The organism is Streptomyces sp. NPDC050997, from assembly GCF_040660135.1.
Lineage (GTDB): Bacteria > Actinomycetota > Actinomycetes > Streptomycetales > Streptomycetaceae > Streptomyces.
The window spans coordinates 263,996-282,704 of sequence record NZ_JBFAGK010000004.1 but is presented as its reverse complement, the minus strand read 5'-3'; the positions used below and the strand labels follow the sequence as shown (position 1 = coordinate 282,704).

Annotated in this window: 16 protein-coding genes; 7 read left to right on the top strand and 9 right to left on the bottom strand. The window is 71.3% G+C overall.

Going from position 1 to position 18,709, the window contains the following annotated elements; translation table 11 throughout:
* Positions 1–59: 59 nt before the first annotated feature.
* Positions 60–3,332: a bifunctional lysylphosphatidylglycerol synthetase/lysine--tRNA ligase LysX gene (gene lysX, locus AB0H86_RS11225; RefSeq protein ID WP_362435851.1), complete on the bottom strand. Its 3,273-nt coding sequence runs from the start codon at positions 3,330–3,332 to the stop codon at positions 60–62.
* Between the two features lie 89 nt (positions 3,333–3,421).
* Here lysX and AB0H86_RS11220 point away from each other — a divergent pair, with 89 nt between their 5' ends.
* Positions 3,422–3,883, top strand: coding sequence for a universal stress protein (locus AB0H86_RS11220; RefSeq protein WP_362435849.1), 462 nt, complete (start codon positions 3,422–3,424; stop codon positions 3,881–3,883).
* Positions 3,884–3,896: 13 nt separating this feature from the next.
* On the opposite strand, the gene AB0H86_RS11215 is transcribed toward AB0H86_RS11220, so the two are convergent.
* The gene (locus AB0H86_RS11215; RefSeq protein WP_362435847.1) at positions 3,897–5,042 is read right to left on the bottom strand and encodes a CapA family protein; all 1,146 of its coding nucleotides are present in this window, start codon (positions 5,040–5,042) and stop codon (positions 3,897–3,899) included.
* 278 nt (positions 5,043–5,320) lie between these two features.
* Between AB0H86_RS11215 and AB0H86_RS11210 the strand changes: the two genes are divergently transcribed.
* The 5 genes from AB0H86_RS11210 to AB0H86_RS11190 all read left to right on the top strand — a co-directional run bounded on the left by AB0H86_RS11210 (position 5,321) and on the right by AB0H86_RS11190 (position 9,794).
* On the top strand, positions 5,321–5,866 hold the full coding sequence (locus tag AB0H86_RS11210) for a sigma-70 family RNA polymerase sigma factor (protein WP_362436466.1): 546 nt from the start codon (positions 5,321–5,323) through the stop codon (positions 5,864–5,866).
* A 135-nt stretch (positions 5,867–6,001) separates the two neighbouring features.
* The gene (locus AB0H86_RS11205; protein WP_362435845.1) at positions 6,002–6,517 is read left to right on the top strand and encodes a hypothetical protein; all 516 of its coding nucleotides are present in this window, start codon (positions 6,002–6,004) and stop codon (positions 6,515–6,517) included.
* Between the two features lie 150 nt (positions 6,518–6,667).
* Complete coding sequence (locus AB0H86_RS11200) at positions 6,668–7,327, top strand: zf-HC2 domain-containing protein (protein ID WP_362435843.1); 660 nt, start codon at positions 6,668–6,670, stop codon at positions 7,325–7,327.
* A gap of 158 nt (positions 7,328–7,485) precedes the next feature.
* Entirely contained in the window at positions 7,486–7,878 is a 393-nt protein-coding gene (locus AB0H86_RS11195) for a hypothetical protein (RefSeq protein ID WP_362435841.1), read from the top strand.
* Positions 7,875–9,794 carry a caspase family protein gene (locus tag AB0H86_RS11190; RefSeq protein ID WP_362435839.1) on the top strand — a complete coding sequence of 640 codons (1,920 nt, stop codon included), beginning with the start codon at positions 7,875–7,877 and terminating at the stop codon, positions 9,792–9,794. Before AB0H86_RS11195 ends, AB0H86_RS11190 begins: the two co-directional genes overlap by 4 nt.
* A 1-nt stretch (position 9,795) precedes the next feature.
* On the opposite strand, the gene AB0H86_RS11185 is transcribed toward AB0H86_RS11190, so the two are convergent.
* Both AB0H86_RS11185 and AB0H86_RS11180 read right to left on the bottom strand, forming a co-directional pair.
* Positions 9,796–10,659 carry a DNA-formamidopyrimidine glycosylase family protein gene (locus AB0H86_RS11185; protein ID WP_362435837.1) on the bottom strand — a complete coding sequence of 288 codons (864 nt, stop codon included), beginning with the start codon at positions 10,657–10,659 and terminating at the stop codon, positions 9,796–9,798.
* 80 nt (positions 10,660–10,739) lie between these two features.
* Positions 10,740–12,821 (bottom strand): SpoIIE family protein phosphatase, encoded by a 2,082-nt coding sequence (locus tag AB0H86_RS11180; protein WP_362435835.1) that lies wholly within the window; start codon positions 12,819–12,821, stop codon positions 10,740–10,742.
* A 199-nt stretch (positions 12,822–13,020) separates the two neighbouring features.
* Between AB0H86_RS11180 and AB0H86_RS11175 the strand changes: the two genes are divergently transcribed.
* Entirely contained in the window at positions 13,021–14,442 is a 1,422-nt protein-coding gene (locus tag AB0H86_RS11175; protein ID WP_362435833.1) for a lipase maturation factor family protein, read from the top strand.
* 34 nt (positions 14,443–14,476) lie between these two features.
* On the opposite strand, the gene AB0H86_RS11170 is transcribed toward AB0H86_RS11175, so the two are convergent.
* Genes AB0H86_RS11170 through AB0H86_RS11150 form a run of 5 tightly spaced genes read right to left on the bottom strand, consistent with a single transcriptional unit; the run spans position 14,477 to position 18,696 of the window.
* Entirely contained in the window at positions 14,477–15,313 is an 837-nt protein-coding gene (locus tag AB0H86_RS11170; RefSeq protein ID WP_362435831.1) for an amidohydrolase family protein, read from the bottom strand.
* Positions 15,298–15,612 (bottom strand): L-rhamnose mutarotase, encoded by a 315-nt coding sequence (locus tag AB0H86_RS11165; RefSeq protein WP_362435829.1) that lies wholly within the window; start codon positions 15,610–15,612, stop codon positions 15,298–15,300. Before AB0H86_RS11165 ends, AB0H86_RS11170 begins: the two co-directional genes overlap by 16 nt.
* Complete coding sequence (locus tag AB0H86_RS11160) at positions 15,609–16,595, bottom strand: aldo/keto reductase (protein ID WP_362435827.1); 987 nt, start codon at positions 16,593–16,595, stop codon at positions 15,609–15,611. Before AB0H86_RS11160 ends, AB0H86_RS11165 begins: the two co-directional genes overlap by 4 nt.
* Complete coding sequence (locus AB0H86_RS11155) at positions 16,592–17,347, bottom strand: SDR family oxidoreductase (protein WP_362435825.1); 756 nt, start codon at positions 17,345–17,347, stop codon at positions 16,592–16,594. The genes AB0H86_RS11160 and AB0H86_RS11155 overlap by 4 nt, the downstream gene beginning before the upstream one ends.
* Positions 17,344–18,696 carry an L-fuconate dehydratase gene (locus AB0H86_RS11150; RefSeq protein ID WP_362435823.1) on the bottom strand — a complete coding sequence of 451 codons (1,353 nt, stop codon included), beginning with the start codon at positions 18,694–18,696 and terminating at the stop codon, positions 17,344–17,346. The genes AB0H86_RS11155 and AB0H86_RS11150 overlap by 4 nt, the downstream gene beginning before the upstream one ends.
* Positions 18,697–18,709: the final 13 nt, after the last annotated feature.

Below are 18,709 nucleotides of genomic sequence, written 5' to 3'. Positions count from 1 at the left end.
CGCACCACAGCGACACCGGGGCGGCGGCGCGGAAACACCCGCTCGGCGCAGCACTCGGGTCAGCGGCGGCGCACCAGGGGAAACGGGAGGGTCTCACGGATCGTCAGGCCGGTGAGGAACATGACCAGGCGGTCGACGCCGAGGCCGAGGCCGCCGGTGGGCGGCATGGCGTATTCGAGGGCGTCGAGGAAGTCCTCGTCGAGTTCCATCGCCTCGGGGTCTCCCCCGGCGGCGAGCAGGGACTGGGCGGTGAGGCGGCGGCGCTGCTCGACGGGGTCGGTGAGTTCGGAGTAGGCGGTGCCGAGTTCGGTGCCGAACGCGACGAGGTCCCAGCGTTCGGCGAGACGCGGCTCGACGCGGTGCCGGCGGGTGAGCGGGGAGACCTCGGTCGGGAAGTCCTTGTAGAAGGTGGGCAGCTGGGTCCGCTCCTCGACGAGGCGCTCGTACATCTCGAGTACGACGTCGCCGCGGCCGTCGTCGGCGGTGTACGGCACGCCCGCGCGGTCGCACAGCCGGTGCAGCGCGGGCAGCTCGGTGTCGGCGTCCACCTCCTCGCCCAGTGCCTCGGAGATCGCGTCGTGGACCGTCCTGACCGGCCACGGTCCCGAGATGTCGTACTCCTTGCCGCCGTTGCGGACGATCGACGAGCCGACGGCGGCGGTGGCGGCGCCCTGGATCAGCTCGCGGGTGAGGTCGAGCATCACGTCGTAGTCGGCGTACGCCTGGTAGGCCTCCAGCACCGTGAACTCGGGGTTGTGCTTGTAGGAGACGCCCTCGTTGCGGAAGGTGCGGCCCATCTCGAAGACCTTCTCCAGGCCGCCGACGCACAGCCGCTTCAGATACAGCTCGGGGGCGATGCGCAGATAGAGGTCGAGGTCGTAGGCGTTGATGTGGGTGGTGAAGGGGCGGGCGTTGGCGCCGCCGTGGATCCGCTGGAGCATCGGCGTCTCGACCTCGAGGTAGCCGCGTTCCAGCAGGCCCTGGCGCAGGGCCTGTACGGCGGTGGAGCGGGCGCGGACCACCTCGCGGGCGTCGGGGCTGGAGACCAGGTCGAGGTAGCGCATGCGGACCTTGGCCTCCGGGTCGGTCAGGCCCCGGCGTTTGTCGGGCAGTGGGCGCAGGCACTTGCCGAGGAGCTGCCAGGAGGTCACGAAGACGGTGGGCTCGCCCCGGTCGCTTCTGCCGGCCGTGCCCGAGGCCGTGATGTGGTCGCCGATGTCGGTGTCGGCCCGGAACGGGTCGAGGCCGCCGCCCGCGCGGGTGAGGGCCAGTTGGTGGTCCCCGGACCAGTCGCGCAGGGTCACGAAGATGATGCCGCCGAAGTCGCGTACCCGCATGATGCGGCCCGCGACGGTGACCTGCTCGCCCTCGTGGACGTCGGCGAGGGTGTGGGTGCGGTCGGGGAAGCCGACCGGGTAGGGGTCGGTGCCGGCGGCGCGCAGCCGTTCGAGGGTGCGGTGCCGGACGCGGACCTGTTCGGGCAGGTCCGCGTCCGGTTCCACGGCCCCGGCCTCGTCCCCTCCGTCGAGGCCGAGCGCCGAGAGCGACGGCAGACCGGCCGTGGTGGCCGGCCGTTGCCCGCTCTTCGAGTGCCCCTTTCCCCAGAGTTTGCGCAACGACGGTACGGAGACGAAGCCTTCGGCGATCCCGGAGGCGAGGCCGATACGGGCCAGGGCGCCGGTCTCGCCGTAGCAGATGAAACGGGGGCACCACTCGGGGTGGTACTTGGCGTTGGAGCGGTAGAGGGCCTCCAGTTGCCACCACCGGGAGAAGAAGAGGAGCAGCCGTCGCCAGCTCCGCAGGACCGGTCCGGCACCGATGCGGGCGCCCTCCTCGAAGGCCGAGCGGAAGACCGCGAAGTTCAGCGAGATCCGGCGGACGCCCAACTTGGGTGCCGCCGCGCACAGTTCGGCGACCATGAACTCCATGACGCCGTTGGGGGCGCTGCGGTCACGGCGCATCAGGTCGAGGGAGATGCCGTCCTTGCCCCAGGGCACGAGGGAGAGCAGGGCGAGCAGGCGGCCGTCCTCGCTGAGCGCCTCCACGAGGAGGCAGTCGCCGTCGGCGGGGTCGCCGAGGCGGTCGAGGGCCATGGAGAAGCCCCGTTCGGTCTCGGTGTCGCGCCAGGCGTCGGCCTTGTCGATCACCTCCTCCATCTCCTTGTCGGTGAGGGCCGAGTGGCGGCGGACCCGGCAGCCGGCGCCGGTGCGGCGGACCCGGTGCACGGCCTGCCGGGCCACCCGCATCTCGCGGCCGTTCAGGTCGAAGGCGGCCACCTGCAGGATGGCCTCGTCACCGAGTTGGAGGACGCCGAGTCCGGCGCGGGCGAAGGCTTTGGCGCCGTCCTCGGAGGCGCCCATCGCGGCGGGGGCCCAGGCGTGGCGGCGGGCGATGTCCAGCCAGGCGGCGATGGCGTGCTGCCAGGCCTCCCGGTCGCCGACAGGGTCGCCGCTGGCGAGGCAGACGCCGGCCTCGACGCGGTAGGTGACGGCCGCCTTCCCGCTGGGTGCGAAGACCACGGCCTTGTCGCGGCGGGTCGCGAAGTAGCCGAGGGAGTCCTGGGTGCCGTACCGGCCCAGGAGGGCGCGGATACGGGCCTCCTCGTCGCCGTGCAGGGCCGCCTCCAGGCGCTGCGAGCGGAAGAGCGTGGCGCAGGCGTTCAGCAGGGCGAGCGCGCCGAACAGGCCGAGCAGGAAGAACAGGAATCGGGGCGGGCGGCCGTCGAAGGTGCCGCCGGAGGCCAGCCCGCCGCACACCCGGTCGGCGGCCCAGGCCAGCCGTTGGCCGCGCGGCAGGGTGCCGGGGAACAGCTCGACGAGGCCCCAGCCGGCCAGGATCCCGATGACGAGCCCGGCGACCAGGACGACGAGCGCCCTGCGTACGGCGGCGCGACGGGAGGCGGCGTAGAACTCCCGGCGGGCCACGATCAGCAGGGCCAGCGCGAGGGCGCACACCCCGAGCGAGGGGATCGAGTCGCCGTACAGGCCCACGGCGATGCCGAGGACGTCGGTCAGCACGAGCAGGCCCAGGTAGACGACGACCAGCCACCAGGCGACCTTCTTGCGGGCGGCGGTGGCGGCGGCGAGCAGGAACAGGAAGACGGCGTAGGCGAGGTTGGCGCTGACGGGCACCACGAGTTGGTCGAGGAAGCGGACGACCGGGCGGAGCAGGGTGCGCAGCGGCGGGATCAGGGCGAGGAGCACACACAGCAGGCCGACGGCGCCGAGGAAGGCCGCGAAGCCCTCCGGCACCCTGCTGAGGAAGCCGTGTCCGGACGGCCGGGTAGGACCCGTGGTGTCCTTCGCCGGCGCGGCCTCCAGGGTGGCACTCATGTTCCGACTGTAGGAACACCCCGGCCGGCCCGCCCGTCGAGCGGGTCCCGGAGAGGGTGGGACCTACACCTACCGATAGCCTCGCTGCCGTGACGGAACAGCACTCGCACCAGTTCGAGCGGGGCACGGACGGGCCCAAGGTCATCGTGGTCGGCGTGGACGGCTCCGACTCCTCCCTCCGGGCGGCGGCCTATGCCGGTGGGCTGGCCCGGCGCCAGCACGCCCTGCTCGCCGTCGTCTACGTGCAGCCGGTACTCGCGTCGGGCGCGGCGCTCGGTGTCCCGGTGGCCGATACCACGGACGAGATCGCCGCGGACCTCGTGGCTCAGATCCGGGAGGCGACCGAGCAGACCCGGGGGATATTCGACGTGCGCTGGGAGTTTCACACCTTCCGCGGCGACCCCTACAACGGCCTGGTGAAGGCGGCGGACGAGTTGACGGCGGACGCGGTGGTGGTGGGCGCCTCCGAGCAGGCCGGCCACCGGATCGTCGGCTCGGTCGCGGTGCGTCTGGTGAGGGCGGGGCGGTGGCCGGTGACGGTGGTGCCGTAGGGGGCAGGGGCATCTAACGGCCCATCGTGAGGCCGTCCTGCGCGGCGCCGCGGCTCAGCACCACGGTCCGGATGCGGTCGCGCACGGCGCGCAGGTCGGCGCCCGCGGCGAGCGCCTCGTTGAGGTTCACCACCCGCCCCGCGTCGACGTCGAACAGCTGGGGGACGAACTCCGCCTTCGTGACCCGCCAGCGCTGTCCCTTCCGCGCGGGCGGGGCGAAGGTGAAACGGCCGAGGGCGGACTGGTTGCCGCGCGGGTCCTGGGCGCCCTGGTGGTTTTCCATCGCTCCGGCGATCTGGTCGCCGATCCCGTAGACGACCCAGGTGCCGTTGACCTTCTCGTACGCCTGCGGCACGTGGGCGTGGGTGCCGAGGATCAGGTCGATGTCGGGACGGTGCGCGGTGCGGGCGGCGGTGAGCCCACGGGCCAGGGACAGTTGCTGTTCGTCGGGCGTGTCCTGCCATTCGGTGCCCCAGTGCAGGGATACGACCACCACGTCGGCGCCGGCCTTCCGGGCCGCCCGGGCGTCGGCCACGATCCGGTTCTCGTCGATCAGGTTGACGGCCCAGGGCTGCCCCTGCGGGAGCGGGATGCCGTTGGTGTCGTAGGTGTAGGCGAGGTGGGCGACCTGCGCCCGGCCCGCGCGCAGCACGGTGACCGTGCGTGCCTCGACCTCGGCGCGGGCCGTGCCGGCGTGTTGGACACCGGCACGGTCGAGGGCGTCCAGGGTGCGGCGGATGCCGTCGGCGCCGTCGTCGAGGCTGTGGTTGGAGGCGGTGGAGCAGCCGTCGTAGCCGGTGGCGGCGAGGGCTTTGGCGACTTCGGGCGGGGACTTGAAGACCGGGTAGCCGGTGTAGTCGCCGTTCGCGCCGTAGACGGTCTCCATGTGACACAGCGCCAGATCGGCGCGGGAGACCACCGGTTGGACCCCGGCGAGCATCGGGCGGAAGTCGTAGCCGGTGCCGCGCGCGTCGAAGCGCGCCCGGTCGATGATGGAGCTGTGCGGGAGGACGTCGCCGGAGGCGACGAGTGTGAAGCGGCCGTCGGCGGACGGCGCCGGATGTCCGGTGGAGGGTGCGCGGCCCTCGGCCTGGCAGGCGGCGCCCGCCGTGAGCAGGGCCGTCAGGGCCAGGGCAACCTGTCGTCTGCGTGCAATCATCGGCTCACCCCACTGTGGTCATATTTACCTACGAATAGGTACGAAGGTGGAGTCGCCCGCAAACAGCCCGCACGCCCTCTTAGCCCGTCCGGAGCCCGCGAACGGCGGGGAGGGGCCCGCTCGGGCGACGCGGAGGATCGCGGCGACGTTCGCGGAGGACCGCGCGGGCCATGCGGAGGGAACCGTTCATCGAACCGTTCGCCGACCCGATCGACCGTCCGCCGCAGACCTGTGCGCCCGCCCTGTCCAGAAAGGGCCCCCTGCTGTGCCATACGGCCATGACGGCCGGAACCACACTCATGAACGGGACGACCGCCGAGCACGAGCTCGCCGCACTGCAGCGGGAGCACGGCCGGCCCCTCTTCGCGCTGTTGCTCCGGCTCTGTGACGGCGACCGACAGCGCGCCGAGGACCTCGTCCAGGAAACCCTCGTACGCGCCTGGCAGCATCCCGAGGCGCTGCGCGCCGACGATTTCGAGTCCGTACGGCCATGGCTGCTCACGGTGGGCAGGCGGCTCGCCATCGACGCACGGCGGGCCCGGCAGGCGCGGCCGGCCGAGGTCGGCGACGCCGTCCTGGAGAACGCGCGGGTGTGTGCCGATCACGCCGAGCGGGCGGCGGCGACCCTCGACGTCCGCGAGGCTGTGAAGACACTCACTCCGGAGCACCGTGAAGTCCTGGTGCTGGTGTATTTCCAGGGGGCGAGTGTGGCGGAAGCCGCCGATACCCTCGGGATTCCGCCCGGTACCGTGAAGTCCCGCGCGTACTACGCGCTGCGCGCCCTGCGCCGGGTGCTTCCGGGATACGCGGCCGACCTGCGGTGAAACCGACAGCTTAGTCAAACCTCCGTAAAGCGCCTTGCCGTTGACCCCGGTTGAGTAATCGGGTGTCCCTATCCGTGTTCCGGACTGAGGACCCGGCAACGGGCGACGCGCACGCACCGGAGGAAGGCGGAAGGGATGCTGCACAGAGGTCAAGAGAGCACGGACGGGGCCGGTGAGGGCGAACTCACCGTCCCCATGGCCTGGTTGTACGCCGAGTACATCGCCGACGAGCTGCTGCGCTCCGGCGATCTGATGCCACCGACGTCCTTCGAGTTCCGTGCCGGACGGGACGCGCTGGCGCTGACCATCTATCTGTCCGACACCGACCGTGAGCTGTCCGGCATTCAGGTCGTCTCCCAGTTGGAGAACTGGCTGTCGCTGACGGCGTACGACCAGCCGTGGCAGGACTGGGTCGGCGAGCGGCTGGCCGCGACCACCGCCGAGGCGGTCGCCGCGGGCGGTCCGGCGCCTGACCTGGAACTGGCGCGGGCGGCCTGGCGCTGGCTGGAGGAGACCGAACTGCTCGCGCCCGATCTGAACGCGGTGCCGGGCGGCGGCGGGGTGGCCGGAGAGGACGAGGGGTCCGAGGTATGGACGCCCGCGTGGCAGCTCGGGTTGCCTCTGGGACACCTCGCCATCCATCTTTTTTGACTTGTTTCGACTTGGACCAATCCTCGGGCCCGGCCGCTCCGAACCCCTTGGTTACGATTCGGTATGCGTCTTGAGTGATTCGGCTGGCTGCTGCGTACGGGTGGGAGCAAGGAGTAACCCCACCCGCACCCAAAGGCACGAGGATTCGGCATGAGGTCCCTGGAGAGGCATCGCGACGTCGGCGCGTACGCGCTCGGCGTGCTGGACGAGGCGGACGCCTTCCGCTTCGAGGACCACCTCATGGAGTGCCCCCGCTGTGCGGCACACGTGACAGAGTTCGGGCCCATAACCCGCCAGATGATGCTCTACCGGAAGGCGACCCCGCGGGTCGTCCATCCGATGGCCCAGCCGGGCCCCCGGATGCTGGAACGGCTGCTCGGCCAGGTCGCGGCCCGGCACCGGGCAGGGCGTCGGCGCCTGCTGTACGCGGTGGCCGCGTCGGTGGTGCTGGCGGTGGCCGGATCCGGGATCGCGATGATGGCGAGCGGCACCGCCCGGGGGGACAGCGGGGTGCGGGTGACCGCGACCGACGAGCGGTCGGGCGTCTGGGCGCAGGTCACCTCCGAGGACGAGGCCTGGGGCAGCGATGTGGAGCTGCAGATCAAGGACGGTGCGGGACCCCGCTCCTGCCGCCTGATCGCCATCGGCCTCGACGGCTCCGAACAGACCCTGACCAGCTGGACCGTCCCTCGTCACGACGCCAGGCCGAACACCATGCACGGCGGCTCGTCCATGCACACCGACCAGATCGACCACTACGAGGTGCGCACCAGCGCCGGGGAGCACCTGGTCACGCTCAAGTCCCGCTAGAGCGCACCACGCCGGTGCCCCTTCGAGCTCGACGCGTTTCTTCCTTCGGTGCGATTTGCCACAGTGCAGATAACGGCACAGACTGGAAGAAATGACGTGGAGCCCCTGTCGGTCCGACTCCGCGCCGCCCCAACTCGCGTAAGCAAGGGGCTGATCCGGTGGAGAACGAACTGCAGATCCTTCTTTCCGAGGAGGAAGCGGAACCCGAGCGCGTGGCCGATCTGACCGGCTATCTGCGCGAGGAACTCCTCCAACTCGACGTGGACGATGTGACGGCCGTTCCCGGCGAGGAGGTTCCGCCCGGTGCGCGGGCCGTGGACGTGACACAGATCGGCGCCCTCCTGGTGGCCCTCGGCAGTTCGGCCACCGCCCTGAGCCAGGTGGTGACCGTGCTCCGGGGCTGGCTGAGCCGATGCCATCAGGCCCGCCCGTCGCTGCGCCTGACGCTGAACGACGACGTCCTGGACATCTCGGAAGCCTCCGACGAGCAAGTCGCAAAGGCCTTCGACCTCTTCGTACAGCGCCACGCGACAGCGGGGACCGCGACATGACGGAATCCAGGCACGCACTGATCATCGCCAACGACCGTTACGACGATCAGGGGCTCAAGAAACTCCGGGCGCCGGCGCAGGACGCCACGGCCCTCGCCGAGGTACTGCACAATCCCGAGATCGGTGACTTCGACGTCGATGTCGCGCGCAACGAACCTGCCCATGTGATGCGCCGACGCATCCAGGGCTTCTTCAACGACCGCCGACGCGACGACATCGTGGTGCTGCACTTCTCCTGTCATGGCATCAAGAGCGAGTCCGGTGAGCTCTATTTCGCCGCCAGCGACACCGATCCCCGGCTGCTGGACGCCACAGCCGTCCCGGCCCAGTTCGTCCGCCAGTGCATGTCCCGCACCCGGGCCGGCAGCGCCGTCCTGTTCCTCGACTGCTGCTACGGCGGAGCCTTCTCCCGGGGGTCGTCCTCCGTGCGCGCCTCCGGGGAGGTGAACGTCCTCGAATCGTTCGAGGCCGAGAAGTCGCCCGGCGGGCGGGGCTGGGCGGTCATCACCGCGTCCAATTCCATGGAGTACGCCTTCGAGGGCCCCGACCTCGCCGCGAACTCCGCCCCCCGGCCATCTGTCTTCACCCACGCGGTGGTGCAGGGACTGGAGTCGGGCGAGGCGGATCTCGACGGGGACGGCACCGTCGAGATCAACGAGCTGTACGAGTACGTCTTCGACCACGTACGGGACCAGAACCCGAACCAGACGCCCAGCAGGACCATGGAGATGCAGGGGGACCTGCATCTGGCGCACAGTCGGCGCGGCCGCATCAAGATCGCGGGGATACCCTCGCCGCCCTATCTGCTGGACGCCGTCCACAGCGACAACCCCCTGACCCGGCAGGGCGCCGTGTACGAGCTGCGTTCCCGTCTGCACGACGACTCCCTTCCCATCGCCGAAGGGGCACGCCAGGACCTGGAGGAGATCGCGCGCAACGACATCCGGCAGATAGCCGATCAGGCGGCCGACGCCCTGCAGGAGATCCGCCTGGCGCCGTCCCCCGACCGCCTGGACTTCGGCACGGTGCCGGAAGGTTCGACCCCGCGGCCGTTGTCGGTGACCCTGCAGGGCCCGCCCCTCGCCCGCCACTGCGTGGCCCAGCCCAAGGAGTCCTGGCTGCGGGTCGAACCGTCCACGACCGGGCTGAACGTCCGCGTGGAGACGTACACCGAGGGACACCTTGCCGGGGACATCGTGCTGAAGGGCGTTGCCGGCGAGGCGGTGGTGCCCGTCGAGGTGGTGGTGAAGCCCGCGCACAAGCCTGAGACGACGCCCGAGCCGTCGACGTCCGAGCCGTCGAAGTCCGAGCCGTCGGCGTCCGACGAGGCTGAACCGCCGCCGGACAAGGACGAGATCGTCGTCCACACCCCGCCGCCGCCCGAGCCGCCACCGGAGATCCCTCCGCAGCAGCCGCCGTTGGAGCGGACACGGACGCAGACGCATACGCAGGACCAGCAGCAGACAGAAACGCAGACGCAAACGCAGGGTCCGACCGGTCGGGAGGAGCGAAGGACAAGCGGGGCTGTGTCCAGGTTCCGCCGAGCCCCCGCCGTCGCCGTCGCCGCCCTCGCCTGCGCCGTCGCCGGGGTCGTCCTGGTCATCGTGACCATCTGGGGCGGGGCCCGCGCCATCGACAGCCGGGCCGACGAAGGGCAGGGAGGCGACATCGAGGGCCCGGTCCACGACTTCGGGGTGCTCACGTCGCTCACCTGGACCCTGGTCACCGCCGGGGTGGCGCTCGTCCTCGGAATGTTCGCCCGGCACGACCTGGACGCGCGGCAGGAGGGCTACACGAAACGGGCCTCGAGCGTCACGCGGACCCTGACCTCGCTGGCGAAGGGCCTGGCGCTCCCGGCCCTGGTCCTGGCGGTCCTCCTGGGCCTCACCTACCTCGTGGGCAGTGGGTCGTGGTGACCTATTTCAGCAGCCTCGACATCCGCCGGTCCGCGAGCGGCTTGCCGCCCGTCTGGCAGGTCGGGCAGTACTGGAGCGACGAGTCGCTGAAGGAGACCTCGCGCACGGTGTCGCCGCACACCGGGCAGGGCTGGCCGGTGCGGCCATGGACCCTGAGCCCGCTCTTCTTCTCGGCCTTGAGGCGGCCGGCCGCGACGCCCCGGGAGCGCTCGATCGCCTCGGCGAGAGTGGTGCGCAGGGCCTCGTAGAGCCTCGTGGTCTCCTCCGGGGTGAGCGACGAGGTCGGCTTGAACGGGGACATCCTCGCCACGTGCAGGATCTCGTCGCTGTACGCGTTGCCCACGCCGGCGATCAGGCTCTGGTCGCGCAACGCGCCCTTGATCTGCCGTCGTTCGCCCTTCAGCAGGGCGGCGAAGCGGGCCTCGTCGAAGTCGTCGGCGAGCGGGTCCGGGCCGAGGCGGGCGATGCCCGGGACCTCTCCCGGGTCCCGGACGACGTACACCGCGAGGCGCTTCTGGGTGCCCGCCTCGGTCAGGTCGAAGCCGGCGCCCGTCTCCAGGGCGACACGCAGGGCGAGGGGGCCCTTGCCGGGGCGGGGCGGGCCGTCCGGGAGTCTGTCCTTCCAGTGCAGCCAGCCGGCGCGGGCGAGATGGGTGACGAGATACGGGCCGCCGTCCGTGGCGAGGCCCAGGAACTTGCCGTGCCGGTGCACGGCGGTGACCTCGCGGCCCTCCACCGCGGTGAGCGGAGGGTCGTACGTCTTCAGAACACTGATCGCGACGGGCAGCACGCGGACGATCTCGTGGCCGACCACATGCTCGGCCAGGAAGTCCTTGAGCGCTTCGACCTCGGGAAGTTCCGGCATACGTCCAGAGTGCCACCGGACACCGGAGTGCTCAGCTCCGTGCGCGGCACCACTCAGGACCGCCGCGGCACCACTCGGCTCTACTCCGGCACCACGAACTCGCACCACACGCACTTGCCGCCGCCGCGCGCCTCCACGCCCCACACATCGGTGAGCAGCTCGACCAGGAGCAGACCCCGGCCGGAGACACCCGACTCGCCCGCCTCGCGGCGGCGGGGCAGGGCGCTGGAGGAGTCCTCGACCTCGACCCGCAGACGGCGGTCGCTGCCGGTGAAGGCCCTGAGGGTGACGATCGCGGAGCCCTCGGTGTGCATCAGGGCGTTGGTGATCAGTTCGTCGGCGACGAGTTCGATCTCGTCGGACCGGTCACGGGCGCCCCAGGCATCGACGGCGGCGCGGATCATGTGCCGGGTCTCGGCCAGCGCCTCGGGGTCGCCGGGCACCACCCGCTGCTGGAGCCGACCGCCGGACCGGGGCGTTTCCAGACCGCGGCGGCGCAGCAGGAGCAGGGCCACGTCGTCGTCGCCGCGGCGGTCCTCGGCCACGGCGATGAGCCGGTCGGCGAGGTCCCGGACGTCCTGCGGGCCGGTGGCGATGAGTGCCTCGAGGGTCCGCATGCCGTCGTCCAGGTCGGCGCCCGGCTGTTCGACGAGGCCGTCGGTGCACAGCACCAGGGTGTGGCCGGGGTCGAGCTCGAGAGTGGTGACCGGGTATTCGAGGTGCTGGAACTCCGCGGACAGACCCAGGGGCAGGCCGCCCTCGACCGGCACCCGGCGGCAACTGCCGTCGGAATGCCGGATCAGCGGATCGATGTGGCCGGCCCGGACCACCTGGACCACGCCGGTGGCCAGGTCGGCCTCGGCGTACAGGCAGGTCGCGAAGCGGGCCGTGTCGAGTTCGTGCAGGAAGACGGAGGCGCGGGCCATCACGGTGGCCGGGGTGTGACCCTCGGCGGCGTAGGCCCTGAGGACGATGCGCAGCTGGCCCATGACGGCGGCGGCGTGCGTGTCGTGGCCCTGGACGTCGCCGATCACGGCGCCGACGCGGCCGCCCGGCAGCGGGATGAGGTCGTACCAGTCGCCGCCGATGTCCCGGCCGGGGGAACCTCCGGAGGTCGCGGCGCGGTAGCGGACGGCCAGGTCGGCACCGGGGACGCTGGGGATGGTGCGCGGCAGCATGGCCTGCTGGAGGCCCGTGGCGAGGTCCTTCTCCTGCTCGAACAGCATGGCCCGTTGCAGGCTCTGGGCGATGCTGCTGCCGAGGGTGACGAGGATGTTGCGGTCCTCCGGCGAGAAGCCGCGCCGGTCGCTGTAGAGCAGGCCCATGACCCCGATCGGGCGGGCCTCGGCGATGAGGGGCAGATAGGCGGCCGCGGTGATGTTCAGGCCGGTGACGTGCTGCCAGAGGATGGGATAGCGCTCGGCGAACTCCTCCGGCGACTCGATGAAGCAGGGGCTGAGGGTACGGACGACCTCGCTCATCGGGTAGGGCTCGTCGATCCGGGTGACAGCGGTGCCGGGGACGAAGCTGCCCGCGGGGCCCTCGGCGACCAGCCGGATCCGGCCGGCCTCGACCAGGCCGAAGACCAGACTGGTGGCGCCGAGGTGTGCGAGGCCGTGGGTGTCCTTGAGGACGTCGATCACGTCGTCGACCGTGCGGGCGTGCGCCAGTGCGGCGGTGGAGAGCTGCACGACGTTGGTCCGGTGACGCCGCGCCTCGTCCAGCGCCGCCTGGTCCCGGCGGGACTCGTGCTCGCCGAACTCCTGGGTCGCTTCCCGGACGATGCCGACGATGCGGCGCGGACGGCCCGTCCTGTCCCGCCGGATGTAGCCCTGGGTGTGGGTCCAGCGCAGTGAGCCGTCCCGGCAGCGGAGCCGGAAGTAGGCGCCGTAGTTCTCGCTGCCGTCCTTCATGGCCTGCGCGACGAGGGCGTCGAGACGATGCGCCTCCGCGCGCGGGACACGGATCGTGAGGGACGCGGGGTGGCCGTCGTATTCGTCGGGGCGCAGGTCGAAGACCTCGTGAGCCTGGGCGTCCATGTGGAAGAGACCGGTGTCCAGGTCCCAGTCGAAACTGCCCATGCGGTTGAGCGCCAGGATCGGATCCGGGTGGGCGGGCCAGTCGTCCGGGAGTGACAGGGCGCTCGCACCCTGATCAACCATGGGGGCTACCTTGCCAGCATTTGCCGGATTCTTCGACCGGTGCGACAGCTTGAAATTCGGCGGCGGGCGCCGGAGATCGGGCCGGATTATCCGCTTCACCCACTTGGGTTACGCAAGCGGAAGGGAGGTACACGGAGCGTCACGCAGATGTTCGACGACCGGGTGTTCGGCGCGAGAATGGAGACAGGAGCAGACGTCCGTGGACTGGTTCACCGCACCGGAGTACTGGATGAGCCGGCTGGTCTTCCAGCGGGCTCTGGCCGGTGTGTACCTCGTGGCGTTCCTGACGGCGGCCCTGCAGTTCCGGGCGCTGATCGGGGAGCGCGGAATGCTGCCGGTGCCCCGGTATCTGGAGCGGGTGCCCTTCAGGCGGGCTCCGGCTCTCTTCCACCTGCACTACTCGGACCGCTTCTTCGCGGCCTGCGCCTGGGTGGGCTGCGCGGTGTCGGCGGCGCTGCTGGCGGGACTGGACTCCCGGCTGCCGTTGGGGGCCGCGATGGCGCTGTGGGCGCTCCCCTGGGCGCTGTACCTGTCGATCGTGAACGTCGGTCAGACCTGGTACGGCTTCGGCTGGGAGTCCCTGCTTCTGGAGGTGGGCTTCCTCGCGGTGTTCCTCGGCAACGACGAGGTGGCCCCGCCGGTCCTGGTGCTGTTCCTGCTGCGCTGGATCCTGTTCCGGGTGGAGTTCGGCGCGGGTCTGATCAAGATGCGCGGTGACGCGTGCTGGCGGAAGCTGACGTGCCTCGACTTCCACCACGAGACACAGCCGATGCCGGGGCCGCTCAGCTGGTTCTTCCACCGTCTGCCCCGCCCCCTGCACCGGGCGGAGGTGGCCGCGAACCATGTCACCCAACTCGCCGTGCCCGTGCTGCTGTTCACCCCGCAGCCGATCGCCACGGCGGCGGCCTCGCTGATGATCCTGACCCAGCTGTGGCTGGTGCTGTCGGGCAACTTCTCGTGGCTGAACTGGATCACCATCGTGCTGGCGCTGTCGGCGGTGCGCTTCCCGGGCGATCCGCCGTCGGTGGCCGGGCCGCCCCTCTGGTACGAGGTGGTGGTGCTCGCCGTCGCCGCGCTGCTGGTGGGCCTGAGCTACCAGCCGGTCCGCAACATGCTCTCCCGCCGCCAGATCATGAACCGCTCCTTCGACCCGCTCCATCTGGTCAACACCTACGGCGCGTTCGGCAGCGTCAGCCGGATCCGCTACGAGGTGGTCGTCGAGGGCACGGCGGACGACGTACCGCGCGAGGACTCCGACTGGCGGGAGTACGAGTTCAAGGGCAAGCCGGGCGATCCCCGGCACTGGCCGCGCCAGTTCGCGCCCTACCATCTGCGGCTCGACTGGATGATGTGGTTCGCCGCGCTCTCCCCCGCGTACGCCGGGACCTGGTTCGGGGCCATGGTGGAACGGCTGCTGGAGAACGACTGCGACACCCTGAAGCTGCTGCGCCGCTCCCCGTTCCCGTCCGACGCGCCGCCCCGCCACATCCGCGCCCGTCTCTTCCGCTACCGCTACACGACCTGGCGTGAGCTGCGGGAGACGGGCGCGTGCTGGGAGCGGACATACGTACGCGAGTACCTGCCGCCGACCCGGCTGACGGGGGTGTCCCGGAGGTCGTAGACGCGTGGGGCTCCAAAGCCGTGGGGCGGGTGCCTCACAGGCCGTAGACGCGGGCGGCGGTGGTCTCGAAGATCCGGGTGCGGTCGGCGGGATCGGTCAACCGGACCGTCGCGTCCATCACTTCGCCGTAGCTCGCCGCGAGCGTGCACACCGGCCAGTCCGAGCCGAACATCAGCCGGTCCGGACCGAAGGCGTGCAACACCACCTCGGCGTACGGGCGCAGGTCGTCGACGGTCCAGGCGCCGGCGTCCGCCTCGGTGACCATGCCGGACAGCTTGCAGACCGTGTTCGGCAGGGCGGCGAGGGCGCGGACGTCACCCGCCCAGGGGTCGAGGGCGCCGGAGGCGATGGGCGGCTTGCCCAAGTGGTCCAGGACGAAGGTGAGTTCGGGCAGGGCCGCCGCCGCCTTGAGGCACGCCGGGAGCTGGAGGGTCAGCACCACGAGGTCGTAGACGAGTCCGGCGTCGGCGACGGCGGCGAGGCCGCGCCGTACGTCCGCCCGCAGCAGCCACTCCGGGTCCGGCTCGCCCTGGACCTGGTGCCGGATGCCCTTGAGGTACCGCCCGCCGGGGAGTTCTCGCAGCCGGGCCAGTTCGTCGGCGATGTCGGGGCGGGTGAGGTCGGTCCAGCCGACGACGCCCGCGATCAGCTCGTGCTCGGCCGCGAGGGCGAGGAACTCCGGGGTCTCCTCGGCGACGGTGACGGTCTGGACGAGAACGGTGCGGTCGACTCCCGCCGCGGCCGCCTCGGGCCGGAGGTCCGCCACCGTGAAGTCGCGCCGCAGCGGGCTGTCTTCCTCGATCCAGTCCTGGTCCCGTACGGACAGGTCCCACAGGTGGTGGTGCGCGTCCACGGTCACGGCAGTTCCCATACGACGGGCAGGCCGGCGTCCGCGCCCTCGCCGGAGTAGTCGTGCACCACGTCCAGCAGCCGGCCCATACGGGCCTGCCAGGCGATGTTGACCGGGAGTTTCTCCAGTTCGGCCAGGAGGCGGGCGTATTCCTCGCACTCCAGGACGTGGAAGAGGTCGGTGCCGCTGCGCCAGATGGTCCAGGAGGTGGCCCCGGCGGCGCGGATCGCGTCGGTGAGTTCGGCCGGTACCTCGCGGTGGGCGGCCTCGTACGCGTCGATCCGGTCGGCGCGGACCTTGGTGTGCAGGGCGACTCTCATGACAATTCCTCGGCGGGGACGGGGGCGTCGGCGGGCAGCAGGCCGGTGTCGCGCAGTTCCTGCCAGAAGGCGGCGGGCACCGGGGCCGCGAACTGGTCGGCGCAGTCGTGGATCTCGGCCGCCGACCGGACGCCGACGAGGACGCTCGCGACCGCCTCGGGGGCGGCGCAGAAGGCCAGGGCGGCGGCCCGCAGGGTGGTGCCGTGGCGGTCGGCGACGGATTTCAGACGCAGGGCCCGGTCCAGCAACTCGGCCGGTGCCTGGGCGTAGTTGTACGTCGCTCCGGGCCTCGGGTCCGCCAGGAGCCCCGAGTTGAAGGCGCCGCCGATGACGACGGAGGTGCCGCGTGCCACGGCGGCCGGGAGCAGTGCGGCGAGCGCGTGCTGGTCGAGCAGGGTGTAGCGGCCGGCGCACAGCACCACGTCGACGTCGGTGTCACGGACGAAGCGGGTGAGCATGCCGTCCTGGTTCATGCCCGCGCCGATCGCGCCGACCACACCTTCCGAGCGGAGCTTCTCCAGGGCCGGATAGCCCTCCCGGAAGGCCTGTTCGGCGTGGTCGTCGGGGTCGTGGAGGTAGACGGCGTCGACGCGGTCGAGGCCGAGCCGTTCCAGGCTCGCCTCCACGGTGCGTCGTACGCCGTCGGCGGTGAAGTCCCAGACGCGGCGGTGGGTGGCGGGGACCGCGAAGCCGTTCGCCAGGTCGTCACCCCCGTCCTGCGTCGGCTCAAGGCGGCGGCCCACCTTCGTCGAGATCGTGTACTCGGTGCGGGGGTGCTCCCGCAGGGCCGCTCCCAGCCGCCGTTCGGACAGGCCGAGGCCGTAGTGCGGGGCGGTGTCGAAGTAGCGCACGCCCCGCTGCCAGGCGGCGGTCACTGCCTCGTGCGCCTGCTCCTCGCCAACCTCGGTGAAGAGGTTGCCGATGGCGGCGGCGCCGAAGGCCAGGGTACTGACCTCGACACCGCTTCGGCCGAGCGTGCTCATCGCTCCACCGGCCGCAGCCGCAGGCCCTGCATGCCGCCGTCCACGGCCAGTGACGTGCCGGTGGTGGCGCCGGACAGTGGACTCGCCAGGTAGGCGATCGCGCTCGCGACCTCGTCGGCGCTCACCAGACGGCCGGAGGGCTGACGGGCCTCCAGGGCGGCTCGTTCGGCGGCCGGGTCGGCGGCCTTGGACAGCAGACGGCCGATCCACGGGGTGTCCGCCGTGCCGGGGTTGACGCAGTTGACGCGGACGCCCTCGCGGACGTGGTCGGCTGCCATCGCGAGGGTGAGGGAGTACACGGCACCCTTGGTCGCGCTGTACAGCGCCCGCTGCGGCAGGCCCGCGGTGGCCGCGATGGAGCAGGTGTTGACGATCGCCGCGTGGGTGGATTCCCGCAGGTGGGGCAGGGCGGCACGGGCCACCCGGACCATGCCGACGACGTTGACGTCCAGGACCCGGTGCCACTCGTCGTCGGCGTTGTCCTCGACGGTGCCCTGGGCGCCGATACCCGCGTTGTTGACCAGGACGTCCAGTCCGCCGAGGCCGGCGACGGCTGCCGCGACGGCCTCACGGACCGAGGCGTCGTCGCTGACGTCCGCCCGGTACCCGAGCAACGGCTTCTCGACCGACGACGGGTCCAGGTCGAGCACGGCGACATGGGCGCCGCGCGCGACGAGGAGGTCGGCGGCCGCCCGGCCGATGCCGGAGGCACCGCCGGTCACCAGGGCCTTCAGGCCCTCGAAGTCGCTCATGCCGCTTGTCCCTTCTGGTTCTTGGCGAGGTCGGCGACCCAGAAGGCGCCGTCGGGATAGGTGTACCGCGCGATCGACTCGGGCCGCATGGCGGCCGAGAAACCCGGCGTGGTGGGTGCCGTGTAGTGACCCTCGCGGATCACCACCGGGTCGAGGAAGTGGTCGTGCAGATGGTCGACGTACTCGATGACCCGGTCCTCGGTGGTGCCGGAGAGGGCCACGTAGTCGAACATCGACAGGTGCTGGACGAGTTCGCACAGGCCGACGCCGCCCGCGTGCGGGCAGACCGGGACGCCGAACTTGGCTGCCAGCAGCAGGATCGCGAGGTTCTCGTTGACTCCGGCGACCCGGGCCGCGTCGATCTGGACGACGTCGACGGCGCCGGCCTGGAGGAGCTGCTTGAACACGACCCGGTTCTGCACGTGCTCGCCGGTGGCGACCTTCACCGGGGCCACGGCCCGGCGGATGGCCGCGTGGCCGAGGATGTCGTCGGGGCTGGTGGGCTCCTCGATCCAGTACGGGTCGAACTCGGCGAGCGCCCTGGTCCAGCGGATCGCCTCGTCGACACCCCAGCGCTGGTTGGCGTCGATCGCCATGCGGATGTCGGGGCCGACGACGGAGCGGGCGACGCGGCAGCGCCGGATGTCGTCGTCGAGGTCCGCGCCGACCTTCAGCTTGATCTGCCGGAAGCCGTCGGCCACGGCCTCGGAGGCGAGCCGGGTGAGTTTCTCGTCGTCGTAGCCGAGCCAGCCCGCGGAGGTGGTGTAGGCGGGGAAGCCCTTGGCGAGCAGGGTCGTGGTGCGGTCGGCGGCGCCTTCCCGGCCCTTGCGCAGGAGCTTCAGCGCCTCCTCGGGGGTGAGCGCGTCGGTGAGGTAGCGGAAGTCGATCTGGCCGACCAGCCATTCGGGGTCGGCGTCGGCGAGCAGCCGCCACAGCGGCTTGTCGGCGCGCTTGGCCGCCAGGTCCCACACGGCGTTGGTGACCGCGCCGATCGCCATGTGCATCACGCCCTTCTCGGGGCCGAGCCAACGCAGCTGGCTGTCCCCGATCAGGTCCCGGAACAGCGAACCCGGGTCGGCGCACAGCTCGTCGACGGATCGTCCGACCACGTGGTGGCGCAGTGCGTGGATCGCGGCGACCTGAACATCGTTGCCCCGCCCGATGGTGAAGGTGAAACCGTGCCCCTGCGGCCCGCCGTCCGCCTCGTCGCTGTCCGTGCGCAGCACGACGTACGCCGCCGAGTAGTCGGGGTCGGGATTCATCGCGTCGGAGCCGTCGAGCTCGCGCGAGGTGGGGAAACGGATGTCGTAGGTGTCGACCGCGGTGATACGGGCGGGGGTCGGGGACACGAAGGGCCTTTCG